The organism is Oceanirhabdus sp. W0125-5 (assembly GCF_027938815.1).
In the GTDB taxonomy this organism is placed as follows: Bacteria; Bacillota; Clostridia; order Clostridiales; family Clostridiaceae; genus Oceanirhabdus.
This window is the reverse complement of record NZ_CP115913.1, coordinates 444,264-464,169: the sequence shown is the minus strand read 5'-3', so window position 1 is coordinate 464,169 and position 19,906 is coordinate 444,264. Positions and strand designations below refer to the sequence as shown.

The following is a 19,906-nucleotide window of genomic DNA, read 5'->3' as shown; positions in this document are numbered from 1 at the left end:
ATTATCAAACATAGTCTTATATATCTTATATTTAATAAAATATTGTATATAAAGTGTAATGTTTCATTCTAAATGAAACGAGCAGAATGATATTGTCCATGGAAACAATAAAATTAAAATTTCTCGAAGAGAAATGTCAATCATTCTCCATTATACATTATCCATTTTCCATTACGGTTTTATTAAAGTTCCTTATGCACTCTAATAGTCTGGCTTCTCTTTGGTCCAACAGATACTATTGCAACCTTAACACCTGTTAACTCTTCAATTCTCTTAACATATGCTTTAGCATTTGGATGTAAATCATCATATGTTCTTGCATCTGCAACAGATTCATCCCATCCATCTAAAACTTCATAAATAGGCTCACATTTTGCTAAATCTTCAAGACTAGCTGGGAAGTAATCTATAACTTTATCGTCTAGCTTATACCCAACACATACGCTTATTTTGTCAATTCCAGCTAATGTATCAATTTTAGTTATTACAAGACTTGTTAAACCTGATATTCTAACAGCACTTTTTAAAATAACAATATCTAACCAACCACATCTTCTAGATCTTCCTGTTGTAACACCATATTCATGTCCAACAGTTCTGATGTGTTCTCCCATTTCATTATCTAATTCTGTAGGAAATGGTCCTTTACCTACTCTTGTTGTATATGCTTTAGCTATTCCTACTGCGCTCTCAATTAATGTAGGTCCTACACCTACTCCATTACACACTCCACCAGCTGTTGTGTTAGAAGATGTAACATATGGGTATGTTCCATAGTCTATATCTAATAAAGTACCTTGAGCTCCCTCAAATAGTACATTTTGTCCTTCTTTAATCGCATCATATATTATAACTGATGTATCTTTAATAAATGGTTTGATTCTTTTACCAAACTCTAAGTATTCATTATAAATTTTCTCAAAATCAAGTGCCTCTCCATCAAAAACATTAGTAATTATTTTGTTTTTAATTTCAATATTATTTTTAAGCTTTTCTCTAAGAACATCAGCGTGTAATAAATCACACATTCTTATTCCACTTCTTTCAACCTTATCAGTATAACAAGGTCCTATTCCTTTTCCTGTTGTACCTATATTATCTTTTCCTCTTGCTATTTCTTTTAATCTATCTAACTCTTTATGATAAGGCATGATAACATTAGCTCTATCACTAATAGCTAATTTCTCAGGCGTTACTTTTGTTCCTAATTCTTCTAAATACTCTATCTCTGTGAATAAAGCTTTAGGATCTATTACCACACCATTTCCAAGAATATTTAATTTATCATCATGTAATATTCCAGATGGTATTAAATGCAGCTTATATTCCTTTTCTCCTACTACAACGGTATGACCTGCGTTATTGCCTCCTTGGAATCTGGCAACTACATTAGCCTCTTCAGCAAGATAATCAGTCATCTTACCTTTTCCTTCATCTCCCCACTGAGCTCCTAATACTATATTCACTGACATATAAATTCCTCACTTTCTACACTTAGTAGATTTTTTATTTTAACTAGTTTAAGTCACATTCAAATAAATAACTAATTACACTCAGTATATTATCAAAGTGTACTTATATCGTCAACTATTTTTACGAATATTAATCATAATTTAATAATTTATTTTCGCATTATAGTTTATGTTTATATACACAAATTCCATCTAAGGAATATATTTTCTCTGAAAATGTACCTTTTTCACAGTTTTCAATAGCTTTTTTCATATCATACATTCTTGCATCTATTATATCCAAATGATGCAATAATTCAGCTTCAGGAATCATTGGCTTTTTAGGGCTTCCATATTCCGCCTCATAGTGATGACTTAAAATCATGTGCTGAAGTAACAAAGATACCTCACTATCAATATTAAGCTCTTTTGATATTCTCTCTACATATCTTACTCCCATTGTTATATGACCAAGTAACTGCCCCTCAATTGAATATTCATTTACTAAGCCTAGTTCATTTGCATTCATTTCTTCAATTTTAGACATATCATGTAGTATTATTCCTGCCATCAATAAATCTTTATTTAAGAAATCATAAACTTCACATAATCTATGAGCAGACCTCATCATTGTTACTGTATGGTATAGTAATCCACCTTTAATAGCATGGTGGTTTGATTTTGCTGCTGGATAATATAATAACTCCTGCATTTTATCTTGTAGTACATATTCAAGCAATCTTTGTATATCTTTGTTTTTAATATTACTGACTTCGTTTTGTATATGTTCTATCATTTTTTCAGATTTATATGGTGCAGTAGGAACGAACAACGCTAAATCATAGTCATCCATATTTTCAATTAATTCAAATGAATCTATTTTTACTTGAAGCTTTCCCTTCCAATCTAATACATTACCACATATGTTAATTAATTTATTCGGTTTTATTTGTTCTGCTTGCTCATCACTACATTTCCAAAGCTTTGCATTTATTATCCCAGTTCTATCGATTAAATTTATATCCAAGAATTTATTATTACTTCCATTAGTTAATCTACATGTTACATCCTTTATAAGATATACTTCTCTTATCTTGTCACCATTTCGTAATAGTGAAATATTCTTTCTTTCCATTCTTTCACCTCTGAAAATTATTAGTTATAAAAATTACAAGTTAAAACTAAATTTATACACACCCAAAACTCATTGAATCGCTGCGATTTTGGGATATGTATAAATAAAGTTTATCTATGGATTCTCTACAGGTTTTTGGATTGAATTGATATATGACCAATACTCCAAACTTTCTTTTTTATTATATATACTTTTAACTTTAGCAGACTTATTACTTTTATCTAAAAGTAAATTTTTTTCTATCTTTTTATCTTCACTATCAATTATTATTTTAAAAATACCATTTTCAAAGCTAATAAATTTGTACTCATATATTATTGTTCCACTATTTCTTACAATAATAACCTCATTGTCATTATTAAAATAATAATCTACTTCATTTATATCATCTTTCCAATGACCTAATATTATATTTTTTATATTCTCTTCCACCAATTTTTCTCTGTCAATGGGATTTATTTCTCTCTCGATACTTGAATATATTTGAATATATGAATCTTCTAAAGTTTTGATTATAAACTTCTTATTATCAAGATATAATTCTACTTCTTCAATATTGTTTTCGATTAATTTTGTTAAAATAAGCGTATTCATATCATAATTATCTTCCATTAATCCACTAATTTGCAGAATTTCTTTCTTTAGCTTATTATTGTGACCTAAATTTTCAAGTCCTACATATGTATTTTTCTGTTCTTTTATAAATTGATTTAACATTTTATAATCTTCATCTATTATTTCCTGACCCTTAAGTTTATTAACCTCTTTATCTATTTTGCTATCGATTTCTTTAAAATTTTCTACTGATACCATTATTTTATCTCTAGTATCTTTAATTATTTCAACTTCTGATTTATGGAATACGATATTATATGCAAAAAACGCATTTATTCCTATTAATAATGTTAAAAGTATTACTACCGTTAACATATTTTTCATTTTACTTTTATCCATATAATCCTCCCAAATTAACAAGGTTTATAGAAAATATTTTTTAATATCATTTATTATTTTTATATTTTCTAGGTATTTTTATCTCAAATTCACATCCAGTATCTGTATCGTTTAATGTAATAATTCCCTTATGTCTTTCAATAATATTTTCCGCAATTGCTAACCCTAATCCCGTACCACCAGTCTTAGAATTACGTGATTCATCTCCTCTAATAAACGGCTTAAATATTTCACTCTTCATTTCCTTTGGAATTCCTTTACCATTATCTTTAATTATAATTATAATATCATTCTCACTATCCACAAGATAAATAAGTAATTTTGTTCCTATATTATTATATTTTATAGCATTATTTATAATATTACTTATAGCTCTATCTAATTGTTTCTTGTCAAATGATACCAATATTTCTCTATCTGGAATTGAAAAATCATATTCAAATTGTTTTTCTTCGAATTGAGGAATGAAAATTGCAATAAGTTCTCTTAGAAATTCACAAATATCATTCATTTCAAATTTAATTTTATACTCTTCACTTTGTAGTTTTGAGTACTCAAATAGTTCTTTGATCAGATTATTTGCTCTTACAGAATTTCTATTTATTATATTAAGCATTTCTAATCTCTTTTCATTACTCACATTATCGTTTTTTATTAAGAATTCTGAATAACCTTGTATACTTGTTAAAGGATTTTTTAAATCATGGGATATATCTAATATCATTTGTTTTCTAACTTGTTCTGATTTATTTTTAAGTTCACTTTCATCTTGAATCTTTTCTGCCATATGATTAAATGCTTTTTTTACTTCTACAATTTCTTGAATTGAATCTTTTATTTCAGTCCTTACTGAATAATCCCCTTCTTTCATTTTATCTATGCTTTTTAGCAAATCTGTTAAGGGCTTTACAAATGTTCTTGATGTTATTTTAGAATATAATAATACTGATACCATAATAAATAACCCTATTACAAATACTCCAACCTTCTGCTTTAAGTTTCTTAATTTCGCCTCATTTAAGTCCCCATCAGTCAATCCAATATTTTGAATATCATCAGGTAATCCAATAATAACCATATTATCAGTTTCTAAATCAAATTTTATAGTAGTATTATAATTTTTTCTCTTTCCACTAACTATTATTTTTAAAAATTCAACTAGTGTATACTCGTACCCATCCTTTAAGCTACTATTTTCTTCATATATTATTGTAAGATTATCGTCTATGATTTCATAAAAGCCTCCATATTCAATTATCTTATTTATATCCTCATTCCCCTTTAATACAATTTCATATTCATTATCATCCAATATAATCATTGGAGATTCATTAAAGAATTTAAAAATTATATATCCAAAAAAGATAGTAACAGAAAAAAGAATCAATAGAATTATTATGATTACATAATTTACTAATAATTTATTTGATAATTTAACTTTTTTGTTATTCATCTTCATTATTTTTTCTCCATTTTATATCCAATTCCTCTTACCGTCTTAAGATATGATGGATTTTTTGGATTAACCTCAATTTTATCTCTCAAGTGACTTATATGTACCATAATTGTATTTGAATCACCATAATAGTCATCTTCCCAAACATTCTCATATAATTGTTTTTTAGTAAATACTCTTCCCATATTTTCCATAAATAATAGTAGCAACTTATATTCTTTAGCATTTAATTGGATTACTTCTCCGTCCTTTTTTACTTCACAGCTCTTCTTGTCTATAGTTAAATTTCCACAAATAAGTTCTTCTTTAATCTTATTTGAATATGCAAGGTATCTTCTTAGATGTGCTTGAACTCTTGCTATCACTTCACTAGGACTAAAAGGTTTACTTATATAATCATCTGCCCCTAATCCAAGCCCCAAAATCTTATCCTCATCTTCCACTCTTGCTGTAATAAATATTATTGGAATATTGCTTACTTCTCTTATATGTTTAATAACTTTAAACCCATTAACTTTTGGCATCATAACATCAAGTAATGCAATATCAATTTTCTCTATGTTGAATATTTTAAGAGCCTCTTCTCCATCCTTAGCTGTAAATACTTCATATCCTTCATTAAGAAGATGTATCTCTAATAATTCTCTAATATCACTTTCGTCTTCTACAACTAATACTTTTTCATTCATTAGCTTACCTCCATTAAAGCCTCATATATCTAAACAAATAAAAATAGAAATATACATTTAGTATATTTCTATTATATAACAATTTAAATTACATTTACAAAATTATTCTTGATGAATAACTTCAAGTGGAGCAAATTTACTGTATTGCCCCAGCCAAGCTAATTTTACTGTTCCAACAGGACCATTTCTCTGTTTTGCAATTATAACTTCACCAATATTTTTATCTTCAGTATCTTTATCGTAATACTCATCTCTATATAAGAACATAGCTAAATCGGCATCCTGCTCTATTGATCCAGATTCTCTTAAATCAGAAAGCATGGGTCTATGATCTGCTCTTTGTTCAGGTGCACGAGATAACTGAGAAAGTGCAATTACAGGACACTCTATTTCCTTAGCTAAGGCTTTAATTGATCTTGATATTTCAGAAACCTCTTGCTGACGGCTCTCACTATTTGCTGATCCTGACATCAGCTGCAAATAGTCTATTACAACCATATCAATGCCATGTTCCTTATTTAATTTTCTACACTTTGATCTCATTTCCATTACTGAGACTCCAGCAGTATCATCAATAAATATCTTAGCTCGTGATAGCGGACCGGTAGCTTTAGCTATATTCTCCCAATCCCTGTCATCTAAAGCTCCAGTTCTTAATTTTAGCATGTCAACATTAGCCTCTGAACAAAGTAACTTATATGCTAATTGTTCTCTAGGCATCTCCAGTGAAAAAACAGCAATGTTTTTTCCTTCTCTAAGAGCTGCGTGCTCTGTGATATTAAGTACAAATGTTGTCTTTCCCATAGATGGTCTTGCAGCAACCAGTATCATTTCACCTGGCTTAAAACCAGAAGTCATATCATCTAAATCTGGAAATCCTGATGGTATACCAGATACAACACCTTCATTCTGGTATATTCTCTCAATTTCATCTAATCCACGAGCAAGAACTGTATTTATATGCTCAAAATCATTTTTTGAGCTCTTCTCAGCAATATTAAAGATTTTCTGTCCTGCTAAATCAAGAACACCTTCTACATCATTCTGATTACTATAACTTTTTTCGATTATCTCATTTGATGCCCTTATTAATTTTCTTAATGTTGATTTATCACTTATTATTTTAATATGTGATGCTAAATTTGATGTAAGCAGTGTGGAAGATTCAATCTCAGTAATATGACTTATTCCACCTACCCCTTCTAATTGATCTTCTGACTTAAGTTTTTCAACAAGAGTTATCATATCAACATGTTCATTACCTTGGGAAATTATTTCAGATATTGCTCTAAAAAGAATCTTATGGCTTTCTTTATAGAAGTCCTCATCACTAAGGGCTTCTAAAACCTGTGGAATAGTATCATTATCCTTAAGCATTGACCCTATAACTGATTGCTCTGCATCAATATTATACGGTAAACTCTTTAAGGTATTTTCCATACACTACTCTCCTTTTACTTTACTATAATAGAACATATCTAAATCATATATTCTACTTAATGTATTTTTTTGTCTGTTAATCAACAAACGCTTCCTCTATTATATCATCAATATGGTCAACAATTCTAACTTCAATTCCTTCCAATTCTACTGGAACAGAATTCTTATTTTCCATAGGTATAAATACTTTATTAATACCTTTTCTCTTAGCTCCATAAATTTTTTCAAATATTCCCCCTACAGGTCTAATCTTACCTCTTAAAGATATTTCACCTGTAATGGCTATATCTTGTCTTATAGGTTTGTTTTGAATAGCACTTAAAACACATAATGTAATTGCTGCTCCTGCTGAAGGTCCATCGATTTTTCCTCCACCTATTACATTTACATGTATATCATAATCATGAATGTCTACCCCTGCAACTGATTTAATTACTGTAGCAGCATTAAATACTGAATCCTTAGTCATACTTCCTGCAGTATCATTAAATCTTATCTTACCTTTTCCTTTTGTTTTTGCTTTAAATGCAGCTGCTTCTATTTCTATAGTTGAACCTAAGAATCCAGAAACACCAAGACCATATATTTTTCCAATTTCAGTCTTATCAGTGTTATCTACTTTATTCATTGATGTTAGTCTAGAAATTGAGATTACTTCCATTAAGTCATTCTTTTCAATTTCTATTTCTTCATGTGGTGAAAGCCCCTTCTTATATATCATATATCCATATACATCACTAAGAATATTTATTGCTTTTCTTCCCTCAATTGTATATTGACTTATTGTTTCTGCAACACCTTCACCTAATTTAATATTTATCTTTTTTGCCGCTTCTTTTACTATTACTTCTATATGCTCACCTAATAGTGGTTCAAAAAACACCTCTGTACATCTTGATCTTAATGCTGGATTTATTTCTGACGGTTCTCTTGTTGTCGCTCCTATTAAAACAAAATCTGCTGGTGCTCCTTTATCAAAAAGATACTTAATATATTTAGGTGTGTTCTCATCATCTGGATCATAGTATGATGATGAAAATTCTACTCTTTTATCTTCTAATACTTTTAGAAGCTTATTTTGTAGTATAGTATCTAACTCACCTATTTCATCAATAAACAATACTCCTCCATGAGCCTCTGTAACTAACCCTGGCTTTGGTTCAGGAACCCCTACATCAGATAAATCTCTTTTACTTCCTTGATAAATAGGATCATGAACAGAACCTAATAGAGGATTTGTTATTTCTCTTGGATCCCATCTTAAAGTAGTTCCATCCACTTCAATAAATTTTGATTCATTATTAAATGGAGTATACCTTAATTTTTTTGATTCCTGTAAAGCTAATCTGGCAGCAGTTGTCTTCCCTACCCCTGGAGGTCCATATAAAATAATATGTTGAGGAAACGGAGATGCTAGCTTTGATAAAATTGCTTTCATCGCTCTTTCTTGCCCAATAATTTCATCAAATTTATTAGGTCTCAATTTCCCCTGTATATTTCTTATCAGCTCTCTAGTGTCTAACTTCTCTAATTGTTCTAATTTATTCTTAGTTTTACTGTTCTCACGACCTCTTTTCTTATTGATAATACTTACCCTCATATCATCAATATACTGCTCTTGCTTTTCCATTAAAGCCTGCTCTACTTCAGTTTCAATTTGATTTTGTACATACCTCTGAGCAATTTTATCTACCATAATTTCGTGAGTTTTTTTAATTGCACCTTCAAGTTCATTATCAGATGGTATCATATTAATATCTTTTCCATCTGTAATTACCTTATTTATAGCATAAATCTTCTCATTAGGATTACTACTATCCATAAATTTCTTTAGCTTAAACTTCACAAGTCTAGCTTCTATTGTGCCTGCTGGAACAACTCTTTTCATTAGTTCGTGAAGAACCTCTAATTCAATATCTACTGAATACTGTTCACTTATTATTTTCTGATCTAATCCATCTTTTTTTATCTCGCTCAAAATGTACCACTCCAACGGCTATTAGAGTGTTCCTCCCTTCACAATATTATACGGATTCAACAATAACCTGCATTTTAGCTGATATATTAGGATAAATCTTTATTTCAATATCATAAGCACCAGCTGTTTTAATTGTATCCATACCTATTTTCTTTTTATCAACCTCTAACCCAAATTTCTTTTTAAGTTCTGATACTATATCTTTGCTAGTTATTGCTCCGAATAACTTTCCATTTTCTCCTGCTTTTGCTACAATTTTTATTTCTTTTCCTCTTAACTCAGCTGCTTTAGCTTGAGCTGCTTCAACTTCTGCTTGTTTTTGCTTTCTTTCTTTTTCTTTTTGATTATTTAGCATGCTAATATTTCCTGGTGTAGCTTCTTTGGCTAAATCTTTAGCAAATAAGAAGTTTCTTGCATATCCATCAGAAACATTTACTACGTCTCCCTTTTTTCCTTTACCTTTAACATCCTTTAATAAAATAACTTTCATTATTCTTCACCTTCCTTAACATAGTCGTCTAATATCTTTTTTAGTTGTGTATATACTTCTCCAATAGAAGAATTTTTAACTTTTGCACCAGCCATAGTTAAATGACCTCCACCATTAAAATTCTCTAAAATAATCTGAACATTTATATCCCCTAAAGATCTTCCACTGATAATAACATCCTCACCAATTTTGGCAAGCACAAAAGAAGCTTCAATATCTGCAATATTTAATAGTTCATCTGCAACTTTTGCAACTATAACATTATTATTTATCTTCTCAGGACATAAAGCAATGGCTATATCATTGATAATTTCAGCTGATTTTATTATTTCTGCTCTTTCAGAAAACTCATCTAAATCCTCTGCAAATAGCTTCTTAACTTCTATTGTATCCGCTCCCATTTTTCTTAAAAATGCAGCAGCTTCAAATGTTCTTACCCCTGTTTTAAAATAGAAGTTTTTAGTGTCTATACATATACCTGCTAACATGGCGATAGCTTCTACTTTTTTGATTTTTGGTCTATCAACCATATATTGAATAACCTCAGCAACCATTTCACAAGTAGAGGATGCATATGTTTCTACGTAACTTAAAATAGTATCTTTAACATAATCTGCGCCTCTTCTATGATGATCAATTACAACTTTCTTCTCAAATTTATTACATACATCCATACTTAAAATATGGTTAGTATTTTGTACATCTACAATTACTAAAAGACTATTATCATCAATATTATGTATTGCAGTAGTACTGTCTATAAATGACTCATAAATTTGATCATCTTTGTATATTTCTTCCATAATCTTGTTTATACTATTTGTATTTTCATCTAAAACGATGTAGCATTCTTTGTTTAAATTTCTAATAGCAGCACTTAACCCAATTGATGCTCCTAAACAATCTGCATCAGGATTTTTATGACCCATTATATATATTCTATTACTCTCATCTATCAAATTAACTAAAGCATGAGCGATCACTCTAGCCCTAACCTTAGTCTTCTTTTCAACTTCTTTAGTTTTTCCACCATAAAATGATAGTTTATCCTTATGCTTTACAACCGCTTGATCTCCACCTCTACCAAGAGCTAAATCTTTAGCAACTTGTGCATACTCTAAATTTTCTTGAGGGGTATTACCACCTCTTCCAACACCTATACTTAATGTTACTGTCAATTTATTTCCAAAATTTATTTCTCTTACAGTGTCTAGAATATCAAATTTATTTTGCATAGCTTCTTTTATATGCATATCTTGAACTGATAAAATATATTTACTCTCATTATATTTCTTTATCATAGAGTTCATAGCTTGTGCATAACTAAATATTTGTCTTTCAATTTCAGCAGCCAATAAAGGTGCATAAAACTCATCTGTACTCTTAAGAGCATCTGTAAAATTATCTACTTCTATTAAGATAATAGATTCTCTATTGTCTTCTCTTTCTTTTCTTAAATGATACTTATCACTTACATCAAAATAATACAATAAAATTATTTTATCATTATCTTTATTATTATTATCAAGTTCAATTACGCTTCCATAAATGTCAAAATACTTTTCCTCAATCTTAACATATTTAAAATTTTCCTTGCTTCCTTCAATAATATGTTTAATATTTAAATTTTTACTTACATCATCAATATTACTACCCAAAATCTCTTTACCTTTAAAAATTGACGAAAATTTCTGATTATACCAAATTATATTACCTTTGTTACTTAGAATCGTTAGTGGGATAGGTGACTCCATTAATAAATTATTGCCAGCTTCATCTAATTTATTAGATAAATTTTCAACATATTCTTTCCATTGAACTTTTTTCTTTCTTTTAAGTATAATATTATAAGCAAATAATATTATATTAACTATAATCATCATAAAAAAAGAACTATAGTGATTGTATATATATAATTGAATGGTTAATATAAGTATTATTATCATATAAATATTAATATTTGGTATTAAATAATTATATCGTTTCTCCATAAAAAAGACCATATCCTCCTTAAATCTTTCATAGATGTTTTAATCTATTTCTCTTCAAAATGTTTTAGAAGTTTACTAAGATCTTTTCCATCTTTTTCAATTGTGTCTTGTTCCATGATGCCATCCTTCAACTTGCTTTTAACGCATTCATCAACATTATATGGACTGTATCCTAGTCTGTTTGCTAAAAGATACAATACAATTACTGCTCCAGAAATACATTCTAAAATAGAATTCTGTGCTATATTACTTCCTTTTGCCAGTAATTTAAACAAATCGCCAATAATAGATATCAAATCAGCCTTAAGGTTCTCAATTAGGCTAATACTTGCCATTATATTTAAATCTTCTTTTCTCATAACCCCAACCCCTTTTCACCTATAAGTATATTTTAGTTTTTTTTATAGGATTATGCAAGCAGTGTAAATCTATTTATCAAAATTTACCTTTTGTCCTTTAGGGTATTAAAAAAGCAGCCTCGTATGAAGCTGCAGTATATTATTCCATAGTAAATGGTAATAATGCTATGTTTCTAGCTCTCTTTATTGCTAAAGTAAGCATTCTTTGGTGTTTAGCGCAGTTACCAGAGATTCTTCTTGGAAGAATTTTTCCTCTTTCAGTTATATACTTCTTTAAGACGTTAACATCTTTATAATCAATAGCTACAACTTTATCCATGCAGAATCCACAAACTTTTTTCTTTCTTCTACCTTTTCTAAATGCCATTCCTACTTCCCTCCTTTATGAGAAACTAAAACGGAATATCATCATCATCAACTGGAGTAACATCGTTCCCATAATCAGGTTCTTTTTTAAAGGATGGTTGATTGTTATTACCTCCACCAAATCCTCCTCCAAAGTCATTGTTACCTCCAAATTCATTGTTACCTTCAAATGATTGCTTTCCTCCTAAGAATTGAACTTCTTCAGCTACTATTTCAGTAACATATCTTCTAGTTCCATCCTTAGCTTCATAGCTTCTAGTTTGAATTCTACCACTAATGCCAATAAGTCTACCTTTACTCATATAGTTAGCAGTATTTTCTGCTTGTTTACCCCAAACAACTATTGGGATAAAATCAGCAGTAGGTTGCCCCTCACTTTTGAACCTTCTATCTACAGCAATACTAAATGTTGCTACAGCAGTTCCGTTTCCAGGGGTAAATTTTAATTCAGGATCTTTTGTTAATCTACCAATTAAAACAACCTTGTTCACAGCTTACACCACCTTAGTTCTCGTGTTTAACGATAATGTGTCTTATAACGCTGTCAGAAATTCTGAAATTTCTAGCTAACTCTTTAGGTAATTCTGAATCTGCTTTGAAGTTTACTAAAGTATAAAAACCTTCGTTCACCTTTTTAATTGGGTAAGCTAACTTTCTTCTACCCCAAGTGTCAACTTCAACGATTTCTCCACCATTCTTTTCAATGATGCCTTTGAACTTTTCGATATTAGCATTTATAGCTTCTTCATCTAAAGTAGGTCTTAGCACGAAAATAGTTTCATAAGATCTCATTTCTATTCACCTCCTCCCCTCGGACTAACGGCTGTAATTTAATATTTATTACAGCAGGGAAAATCACCTTAAAAGAATAACATTTTTCATCAAAAAAAGCAAGTGATTTTTTGATAATTCCTATTCTTCTGCTTTTAGTAATATTTTCTTAATGCCTTTATCAAACTTTATCTTTGGTATCATAACTATTCTATTACATTCTGTACACTTAATTTTTATGTCTGCTCCTAGTCTAATTATCTTCCAACTATTTGCTCCACATGGATGGCCTTTTTTCATTTCTACTATATCACCAAGTCCATACTCTTTCATTATTATCACTCCAATACTTAATATTTTTAATGTTAAATATTGTCAATATCAATGGTAGTATATTCTTCATTTATCATTAAATAAACAGTATTTATGTTCATTGTTCCTCTTTTTATTTCTTCTTTCAATATTAACATATTTTCATGGTTCATCTGTAAGCTTATACCACAACTTTTTGTAATCTTTGTTGGTGTTGGCATTACTCTTACTTTTGCTTTTTTACTATTAGCTATACTCTCACCTTTGATAGCATCATGTGTATTTTTAAATGTTATTAAATAATTTTTCTCCATCTTTATCACCATTAATTTTCTTTAGTATTAATTTTTATATATTTATTACTTTATCTGAAGAATTCATAGTTTCTACAATATTATACATATTACTTATTTCTCCAACCTTCAATTGATCTTTAATTTTATAATATTCTAGACATGTTCCACATACTTGAATCTTTATTCCTTCACTTTCAAGCTTTCTTAAGGATTCAATAACATTTGAACCTTCAGCTGCAAGTTTTACACCACCATTATATATTATAATATCTGTAGGCTTTTCTTCACTTTCACTTAAAGCAAATATATATCCTTTAATTAAAATTCTACCTAATTCCTCACTGCCCTGCCCCATTACATCTGTTCCTATTACAACAGTAAACTTTTTTTTATTTTTTATAGATTTTTTTTCTTCTTCAGATAGTTGTTTAGTTATTTTAATTATAAACTTTTCTTCAGAATCTATAACATCATATTTCATATTTTGATTATTTGCTAATTTTACAATATTAGCTTTTGCAATTTCATTATCTATAATTACTTCAATAGTACCTTCTTCAATTTCTGATAATGCTTTTTTTGTATTTATGACAGGCATAGGACAGTTTAATCCTGTACAATCTATAACTCTATTTTCCACAAATAATCCTCCTTTTATATTAATTGATTATTTCTATATTACCGATTATAATTTATAATAACATTATACAATAAAATATTTCATATTCATAATTATTTTGTGTTTTATTCTATAATTGTGTAATTAATTTTATTATGTTATATAAGCAGTTTTAACAATAAATATATCCATAATTTAATAATTAAATTGATATAAAAGGAGATATCTTATGAAACTTTATGCAAATAATGCTGCTACTTCTTTTCCGAAGCCTAAGTCTGTGATATCTGGAATTACTAATTGTTTAACTAGTATTAGCAGTAATCCTGGTAGAAGTGCTTCTTTTTCGAATTTAGAAGGAAGTAGGATTGTATTTGAATGTCGCGAGAATCTTTGTAAATTATTTAATTTTGATTCTCCTGAAAATATTATTTTTACTAGTAATATTACTCACTCTTTAAATATGCTTATTAATGGCTGTGTTCAAAAAGGCTGGCATGTTATAACTACTTCAATGGAACATAATTCTGTACTTAGACCTCTTAAAGCTCTTTCTGAAAAAGGAATTATTGAATTAGATATAATTGATTGTGATAAAAATGGGTATTTAGATCCTTTAATTTTTGAAAATCACATAAAAGCAAATACAAAATTGTTTGTACTATCTCATAGTTCAAATATTATAGGTTCAATTCAACCAATTAAAAAACTTGGTGAAATTTGTAGAAACAATTCAATATTTCTTATAATAGATAGTGCTCAGAGTGCTGGTGTTCTTGATATTAATCTTTCAGATATATATTTTAGTGCTCTATGTTTTACGGGTCATAAGTCTCTGTTTGGACCACAAGGTATTGGAGGATTTGTTATATCTAATGAATTTAATGATTTTGTGAATCCAATTATCACTGGAGGAACTGGAAGTACATCCTCTGAAATAATTCAACCAAGCTTTCTTCCTGATAAATTTGAAAGTGGAACTTTAAATACACCAGGAATTGCAGGACTAAATGAAGGTGTTAAATTTATTTTAAATACAAATATTGAAACTATTAGAGAACATGAAGTTAATTTAAATGATAAACTTATTGAATCATTATTAAACATGCCCTATATAGATTTCTACGGCGATATTAATTCTAGTAAGAGAACCTCTGCAGTTTCAATAAATTCTCATAAACTTGATAATTCTTTATTCTCATTTGAATTAGATCACAAATATGGAATTATCACAAGAAGTGGCTTACATTGTGCACCTTTAGCCCATAAAACTATTAATACATATCCAACTGGAACATTAAGATTAAGCTTTGGATTTTTCAATGATATAATTGATATAAATTACTGTATTGATTCTATATATAAATTACATAAATTTGAATAAACTTGTATACAAACCTCTTTCTTGGGAATACTTAAGACAGGAGGTTTGTTTATGCATAAAAAAGAAATTATAAATACTAATTCCAATAATTGCATTAATGTTTTACGTGATTCAATTTCAAAGTATATAAAACCTGTGATCAAAAGTGGACGACCCCTAATTATTTTATGTATTGGAACAGACAGATCAACAGGTGATAGTTTAGGACCACTAGTTGGTGAAAAATTAAAGTTCTTAGATAGAGACAATATTTTTGTTTATGGAAATTTAAAAACTCCAGTTCACTCTAAGAATTTACAAGAAAATATTAATTTAATCTATTCTACTTATAATAATCCTTTTATAATTGCAATTGATGCTTGTTTAGGAAGTTTACAAAGCATTGGTAGCATATCTCTACAAAATAAACCATTACGTCCAGGTGCAGCAATGAATAAGGATCTTCCCTCTATAGGTGATATTAGTATTACTGGAATAGTTAATATATCCGGTGGTCTAGAATTTATGGTGCTTCAAAATACGAGGTTATATGTTGTTATGAGACTTGCTGATATAATTTCTAAGGGAGTATATCACTCAATAATTAAAACCATAGGTGGAAAAAATACTTCTTCTAATGTTATTTAGTATAGTTTTCTTAAAGAAAAACTTAACTTATTCAATAAATTCAAAAGTATAATTTAGATTTAAATAATAAAGATTAAAGAAGAAACTCTCTTTGGCTAAAAATACATTTAATCTATTTGAATAAATTATTTTTCTGTTGAATCTATAAAAAAATGAGTTAATGTTTCACGTGAAACATTAACTCAATATTTTCATTAATCTCTCTAAATCATCTATAGAGTAATATTCAATTTCAATTTTACCTTTATTTTTAGATTTACTCTTAAAACTAACCTTAGTTCCAAGTTTTTCTTCTAATTGAGTTGAATACTCCTTTAAGAAAATAGAATAATCCTCTTTAGTTTTTTTCTTTTCTTTCTTACCTAGTGTTTTAACCATTCTTTCAATATCTCTAACACTAAGTCCATCATCTATAATTTTTTGTGATAGTTTATACTGAAGTTCCTTATCCTCCAAACTTAACAAAGCCCTTCCATGTCCTTCAGTTATAACCTTATCTATTAAATACTCTTGAACTCTACTATCTAATTGTAATAACCTTAATGTATTTGTTATAGATGTTCTTGATTTTCCAATTCTTTCACTCAATTCATCATGAGTAAGTGAAAAATCCTCAATTAAACTTTTATATCCTAATGCTACCTCAATGGAATTTAAATCTTCTCTTTGAATATTTTCAATTAAAGATAATTCTAAAACTTGCTTATCACTTTTTTTATCAACAACAACAACAGGTACTTCCTTTAATTTGCATTTTTTTGCAGCTCTCCATCTTCTTTCACCTGCAATAATTATATAATTATCTCCATCTTTATATGTAATAAGAGGTTGTATTATTCCATGCTCTTTAATAGATTTTGCTAATTGTTCAACTTTATCGTCATCAAAATTTTTACGTGGTTGATCTTTATTAGGTTTTATTAGTTGAATTGATATTAATCCTTCATGGTTACCAACTTCTGTATTGTTCTCAGGTATTAATGCTCCTAACCCTCTCCCAAGTCCATGTTTTTTCATTATATTTCTCCTTTATTTTTACTCAAGAATTCGTTAGTTAAGTTACTAAATGCTTCGGTACCTTTACATTTCCTATCATAAAGAATTACTGGTAATCCAAAACTCGGTGCCTCAGCTAGTCTAATATTTCTAGGTATTACTGTGTCATATACTTTATCTTTAAAATATCTTTTTACCTCATCAACCACTTCTGAACTTAATCTTGTTCTAGAATCATACATATTTAATAATACGCCTTCTATATCTAATTCTTGATTTAATGATTTTTTAACTAAATTTATTGTATTAACAAGTTGTCCTACACCCTCAAGTGCATAAAACTCACATTGTATTGGTATTAATACACTTTCACAAGCTGTTAATGCATTGATTGTCAAAAATCCTAAGGATGGTGGACAATCAATGAATATGTAATCGTATTCATTCTCTACTTCTCTAATTTTTTCTTTTAAAATCTCTTCTCTTTTACTTAATCCTATTAGTTCTACTTCTGCACCTGCTAATTCCATTGTTGATGGAGCTAAGAAAAAGTTACTGATTAATTCACTCTCTACAATCACGTCATTCAATTTAACTTCAGCATTAGTAAGAATATCATACATGGATTTATTAACTTTTCTTTTATCTATGCCTAATCCGCTAGTAGTATTTCCTTGGGGATCTATATCTATTACTAGAATTTTTAATCCCATGAGAGCCAAATTAGCACAAAGATTTATATTTACTGTAGTCTTTCCTACTCCACCTTTTTGATTAAATATACATATTTTTTTCATTAAACTTCCCCCCCCTTATAATTAAAATCCATTAATAGCTTTTTTAATTTATATCATTACCAGATATTTTACATTAAATCTTATACTTTAATTATATTATTTTTTCTAATATTTTGAAAGTGATTTTAAGTAATAGATAATAAAAAAAAGTAATGTTTCACGTGAAACATTACTTTTTTGGTATTTTAACTACAATTTCAATTGAATCATCTAGTTCTTTACTTCTATAAGTAGCATTTACTCCAAATTTATCAAAAGTTTGTTTTATGGTATTCATATAAATTCTTGGAGAGAAAATTCCTTTAATTTTCTTTTTACCATCAGCTGCTATTTCTGCATTTTCTAATTTATGAAGCTCTAATTTAATTAGTTCTTCAGTATTTTTAACATTTAATTCTTTATCAATTACTTTTTTTAGAATTTCTAATTGTAATTCTTCACTAGGTAGTTTAAGTAAAGCTCTTCCATGTCTTTCTGTTAAGTTATTCTCTATTAAAAGACTTCTCACTTCTTTAGGAAGCTTTAGTATTCTTAACTTATTAGCTATAGTTGATTGCTTTTTTCCCATTACTTCAGCTAATTGACCTTGTGTATAGTTATAATCTTTTAATAATTTACTATATGCTTCAGCTTCTTCAATAAAGTTCAAATCTTCCCTTTGAACATTTTCTAATAACGCCACAAAAGCACTATCTTTTTCATCTAAATCTACAATTATTGATGGTACTTCTGATAATCCAATTAATTTAGCTGCTCTAAATCTTCTTTCACCTGCAACTATTTCAAAAGTACTTTCATCAAATTTTCTTAATGAAATAGGCTGTATAATACCATATGTCTCAATTGATTGTGCTAATTCATTTAATGCATCATCATTAAAAATTTGCCTAGGTTGACTTCTATTAGGAATAATTTTTTCAACCTTCACATAGCTTACCGTTTTATCCATAATTAACCATCCCTTTGATCTTTTTAACTCTTCTGAGTTACCCTCATAAAACTTCTACTATATATTAATTCTATATATAAACAAAAAATCCTCTTTAAAATAAATCAATTTCCATTTTTTCTCATTATTTTATTGGATTTTTAGTTACCATTCCTGCTTTTCTTGGATATTTTTTAGGAGTTGCTTTTTTCTTTAAAATACAAACTAAGTTATGATTTAAATCACTACCTTCAACAATAACATTATCAACAACCTTTAGTTCTCCCCCTAAAACATTTATTGCTTTTTTTGAATCATTTATTTCGTCCTCAACAGCCGGTCCTTTCATAGCTAAAAATTTTCCATTAACCTTAACAAAAGGAATACAGAATTCACTAAGTGCTGTTAAATTAGCTACTGCTCTAGAAACAGCATAATCATATTTTTCTCTATATTTTGGATTCTGACCAAAGTCCTCTGCTCTTCCATGTATAGTTTCTACATTTTTAAGCCCTAACTCTTCTATGACTAAATTAAGAAAATTGATTCTTTTATTTAGAGAGTCTAATAAAGTTATTTTTATCTCAGGTAAGACAATCTTTAGAGGTATCCCTGGAAATCCACCACCAGTACCAATATCAATAACTTTATTTCCTTGTTTAAGACCATCATTTTTTAAAACTTTTATAGAATCTATAAAGTGTTTTTTTATTATCTCTTCATCTTCAGTAATTGCAGTTAAATTAACTTTTTTATTCCATTCCTTAATAAGCTCTTTATATTTCATGAATTTATTATACATATCTTCATTAAATTCAATGTCTACATCTGCACAAGCTTTTTCAAATAACTTATAGTATTCCATAA

Annotated in this window: 22 protein-coding genes; 2 read left to right on the top strand and 20 right to left on the bottom strand. The window is 28.6% G+C overall.

The features are described 5' to 3' along the window. Positions 1–182 precede the first annotated feature (182 nt). From OW730_RS02255 to yedF, 16 genes are all read right to left on the bottom strand, one after another. Complete coding sequence (locus OW730_RS02255) at positions 183–1,472, bottom strand: adenylosuccinate synthase (RefSeq protein WP_271227481.1); 1,290 nt, start codon at positions 1,470–1,472, stop codon at positions 183–185. Between the two features lie 160 nt (positions 1,473–1,632). Next, positions 1,633–2,586, bottom strand: a complete 954-nt coding sequence (locus tag OW730_RS02250) for a 3'-5' exoribonuclease YhaM family protein (protein WP_271227480.1) — start codon at positions 2,584–2,586, stop codon at positions 1,633–1,635. 114 nt (positions 2,587–2,700) lie between these two features. After that, positions 2,701–3,540 (bottom strand): hypothetical protein, encoded by an 840-nt coding sequence (locus tag OW730_RS02245; protein ID WP_271227479.1) that lies wholly within the window; start codon positions 3,538–3,540, stop codon positions 2,701–2,703. A 46-nt stretch (positions 3,541–3,586) separates the two neighbouring features. Then, on the bottom strand, positions 3,587–4,999 hold the full coding sequence (locus tag OW730_RS02240; protein WP_271227478.1) for a sensor histidine kinase: 1,413 nt from the start codon (positions 4,997–4,999) through the stop codon (positions 3,587–3,589). Continuing rightward, on the bottom strand, positions 4,999–5,685 hold the full coding sequence (locus OW730_RS02235) for a response regulator transcription factor (protein WP_271227477.1): 687 nt from the start codon (positions 5,683–5,685) through the stop codon (positions 4,999–5,001). Before OW730_RS02235 ends, OW730_RS02240 begins: the two co-directional genes overlap by 1 nt. A gap of 102 nt (positions 5,686–5,787) precedes the next feature. Continuing rightward, entirely contained in the window at positions 5,788–7,125 is a 1,338-nt protein-coding gene (locus OW730_RS02230; RefSeq protein WP_271227476.1) for a replicative DNA helicase, read from the bottom strand. A 76-nt stretch (positions 7,126–7,201) separates the two neighbouring features. Then, entirely contained in the window at positions 7,202–9,103 is a 1,902-nt protein-coding gene (gene lonC / locus OW730_RS02225) for a Lon family ATP-dependent protease (RefSeq protein ID WP_442945395.1), read from the bottom strand. A 46-nt stretch (positions 9,104–9,149) separates the two neighbouring features. Beyond that, positions 9,150–9,593, bottom strand: a complete 444-nt coding sequence (gene rplI, locus OW730_RS02220) for a 50S ribosomal protein L9 (protein ID WP_271227474.1) — start codon at positions 9,591–9,593, stop codon at positions 9,150–9,152. Beyond that, the gene (locus OW730_RS02215) at positions 9,593–11,584 is read right to left on the bottom strand and encodes a DHH family phosphoesterase (RefSeq protein ID WP_271227473.1); all 1,992 of its coding nucleotides are present in this window, start codon (positions 11,582–11,584) and stop codon (positions 9,593–9,595) included. The genes rplI and OW730_RS02215 overlap by 1 nt, the downstream gene beginning before the upstream one ends. Positions 11,585–11,628: 44 nt before the next feature. Beyond that, entirely contained in the window at positions 11,629–11,943 is a 315-nt protein-coding gene (locus OW730_RS02210; protein WP_271227472.1) for a MazG-like family protein, read from the bottom strand. A 139-nt stretch (positions 11,944–12,082) separates the two neighbouring features. Next, positions 12,083–12,310: a 30S ribosomal protein S18 gene (gene rpsR / locus OW730_RS02205; protein WP_271227471.1), complete on the bottom strand. Its 228-nt coding sequence runs from the start codon at positions 12,308–12,310 to the stop codon at positions 12,083–12,085. A gap of 25 nt (positions 12,311–12,335) precedes the next feature. Beyond that, a complete protein-coding gene (locus tag OW730_RS02200; protein ID WP_271227470.1) occupies positions 12,336–12,800 on the bottom strand; it encodes a single-stranded DNA-binding protein in 465 nt (154 codons plus the stop codon). A 13-nt stretch (positions 12,801–12,813) separates the two neighbouring features. Then, positions 12,814–13,101 carry a 30S ribosomal protein S6 gene (gene rpsF, locus OW730_RS02195; protein ID WP_271227469.1) on the bottom strand — a complete coding sequence of 96 codons (288 nt, stop codon included), beginning with the start codon at positions 13,099–13,101 and terminating at the stop codon, positions 12,814–12,816. A gap of 120 nt (positions 13,102–13,221) precedes the next feature. Next, a complete protein-coding gene (locus OW730_RS02190) occupies positions 13,222–13,413 on the bottom strand; it encodes a DUF951 domain-containing protein (protein ID WP_442945394.1) in 192 nt (63 codons plus the stop codon). Positions 13,414–13,445: 32 nt separating this feature from the next. Next, positions 13,446–13,706, bottom strand: a complete 261-nt coding sequence (locus OW730_RS02185) for a DUF3343 domain-containing protein (protein WP_271227468.1) — start codon at positions 13,704–13,706, stop codon at positions 13,446–13,448. A 34-nt stretch (positions 13,707–13,740) separates the two neighbouring features. Further along, a complete protein-coding gene (gene yedF, locus OW730_RS02180; RefSeq protein WP_271227467.1) occupies positions 13,741–14,328 on the bottom strand; it encodes a sulfurtransferase-like selenium metabolism protein YedF in 588 nt (195 codons plus the stop codon). Between the two features lie 208 nt (positions 14,329–14,536). On the opposite strand from yedF, the gene OW730_RS02175 reads away from it, so the two are divergent. Both OW730_RS02175 and yyaC read left to right on the top strand, forming a co-directional pair. Then, a complete protein-coding gene (locus OW730_RS02175) occupies positions 14,537–15,691 on the top strand; it encodes an aminotransferase class V-fold PLP-dependent enzyme (protein ID WP_271227466.1) in 1,155 nt (384 codons plus the stop codon). Positions 15,692–15,742: 51 nt separating this feature from the next. After that, positions 15,743–16,318 carry a spore protease YyaC gene (gene yyaC / locus OW730_RS02170; protein WP_271227465.1) on the top strand — a complete coding sequence of 192 codons (576 nt, stop codon included), beginning with the start codon at positions 15,743–15,745 and terminating at the stop codon, positions 16,316–16,318. 177 nt (positions 16,319–16,495) lie between these two features. On the opposite strand, the gene OW730_RS02165 is transcribed toward yyaC, so the two are convergent. The 4 genes from OW730_RS02165 to rsmG form a co-directional block, all read right to left on the bottom strand. Further along, on the bottom strand, positions 16,496–17,338 hold the full coding sequence (locus tag OW730_RS02165; protein ID WP_271229502.1) for a ParB/RepB/Spo0J family partition protein: 843 nt from the start codon (positions 17,336–17,338) through the stop codon (positions 16,496–16,498). Next, positions 17,335–18,111, bottom strand: a complete 777-nt coding sequence (locus OW730_RS02160) for a ParA family protein (RefSeq protein ID WP_271227464.1) — start codon at positions 18,109–18,111, stop codon at positions 17,335–17,337. The genes OW730_RS02165 and OW730_RS02160 overlap by 4 nt, the downstream gene beginning before the upstream one ends. A gap of 169 nt (positions 18,112–18,280) precedes the next feature. Further along, entirely contained in the window at positions 18,281–19,060 is a 780-nt protein-coding gene (gene noc / locus OW730_RS02155; RefSeq protein WP_271227463.1) for a nucleoid occlusion protein, read from the bottom strand. A 124-nt stretch (positions 19,061–19,184) separates the two neighbouring features. Beyond that, entirely contained in the window at positions 19,185–19,904 is a 720-nt protein-coding gene (rsmG, locus tag OW730_RS02150; protein WP_271227462.1) for a 16S rRNA (guanine(527)-N(7))-methyltransferase RsmG, read from the bottom strand. Between the last annotated feature and the right edge of the window lie 2 nt (positions 19,905–19,906).

Excerpts from the sequence above, each read along its gene's own strand:
- OW730_RS02190 (WP_442945394.1), bottom strand. The coding sequence starts at position 13,413 with ATGAAAGAGTATGGACTTGGTGATATAGTAGAAATGAAAAAAGGCCAT.
- rpsR (WP_271227471.1), bottom strand. The coding sequence starts at position 12,310 with ATGGCATTTAGAAAAGGTAGAAGAAAGAAAAAAGTTTGTGGATTCTGC.
- OW730_RS02210 (WP_271227472.1), bottom strand. The coding sequence starts at position 11,943 with ATGAGAAAAGAAGATTTAAATATAATGGCAAGTATTAGCCTAATTGAG.
- OW730_RS02230 (WP_271227476.1), bottom strand. The coding sequence starts at position 7,125 with ATGGAAAATACCTTAAAGAGTTTACCGTATAATATTGATGCAGAGCAA.
- OW730_RS02240 (WP_271227478.1), bottom strand. The coding sequence starts at position 4,999 with ATGAAGATGAATAACAAAAAAGTTAAATTATCAAATAAATTATTAGTA.
- OW730_RS02255 (WP_271227481.1), bottom strand. The coding sequence starts at position 1,472 with ATGTCAGTGAATATAGTATTAGGAGCTCAGTGGGGAGATGAAGGAAAA.
- rplI (WP_271227474.1), bottom strand. The coding sequence starts at position 9,593 with ATGAAAGTTATTTTATTAAAGGATGTTAAAGGTAAAGGAAAAAAGGGA.
- OW730_RS02250 (WP_271227480.1), bottom strand. The coding sequence starts at position 2,586 with ATGGAAAGAAAGAATATTTCACTATTACGAAATGGTGACAAGATAAGA.
- rpsF (WP_271227469.1), bottom strand. The coding sequence starts at position 13,101 with ATGAGATCTTATGAAACTATTTTCGTGCTAAGACCTACTTTAGATGAA.
- noc (WP_271227463.1), bottom strand. The coding sequence starts at position 19,060 with ATGGATAAAACGGTAAGCTATGTGAAGGTTGAAAAAATTATTCCTAAT.
- OW730_RS02245 (WP_271227479.1), bottom strand. The coding sequence starts at position 3,540 with ATGGATAAAAGTAAAATGAAAAATATGTTAACGGTAGTAATACTTTTA.
- OW730_RS02185 (WP_271227468.1), bottom strand. The coding sequence starts at position 13,706 with ATGGAGAAAAATTATTTAATAACATTTAAAAATACACATGATGCTATC.
- OW730_RS02235 (WP_271227477.1), bottom strand. The coding sequence starts at position 5,685 with ATGAATGAAAAAGTATTAGTTGTAGAAGACGAAAGTGATATTAGAGAA.
- OW730_RS02160 (WP_271227464.1), bottom strand. The coding sequence starts at position 18,111 with ATGAAAAAAATATGTATATTTAATCAAAAAGGTGGAGTAGGAAAGACT.
- OW730_RS02175 (WP_271227466.1), top strand. The coding sequence starts at position 14,537 with ATGAAACTTTATGCAAATAATGCTGCTACTTCTTTTCCGAAGCCTAAG.
- yyaC (WP_271227465.1), top strand. The coding sequence starts at position 15,743 with ATGCATAAAAAAGAAATTATAAATACTAATTCCAATAATTGCATTAAT.
- OW730_RS02215 (WP_271227473.1), bottom strand. The coding sequence starts at position 11,584 with ATGGAGAAACGATATAATTATTTAATACCAAATATTAATATTTATATG.
- rsmG (WP_271227462.1), bottom strand. The coding sequence starts at position 19,904 with ATGGAATACTATAAGTTATTTGAAAAAGCTTGTGCAGATGTAGACATT.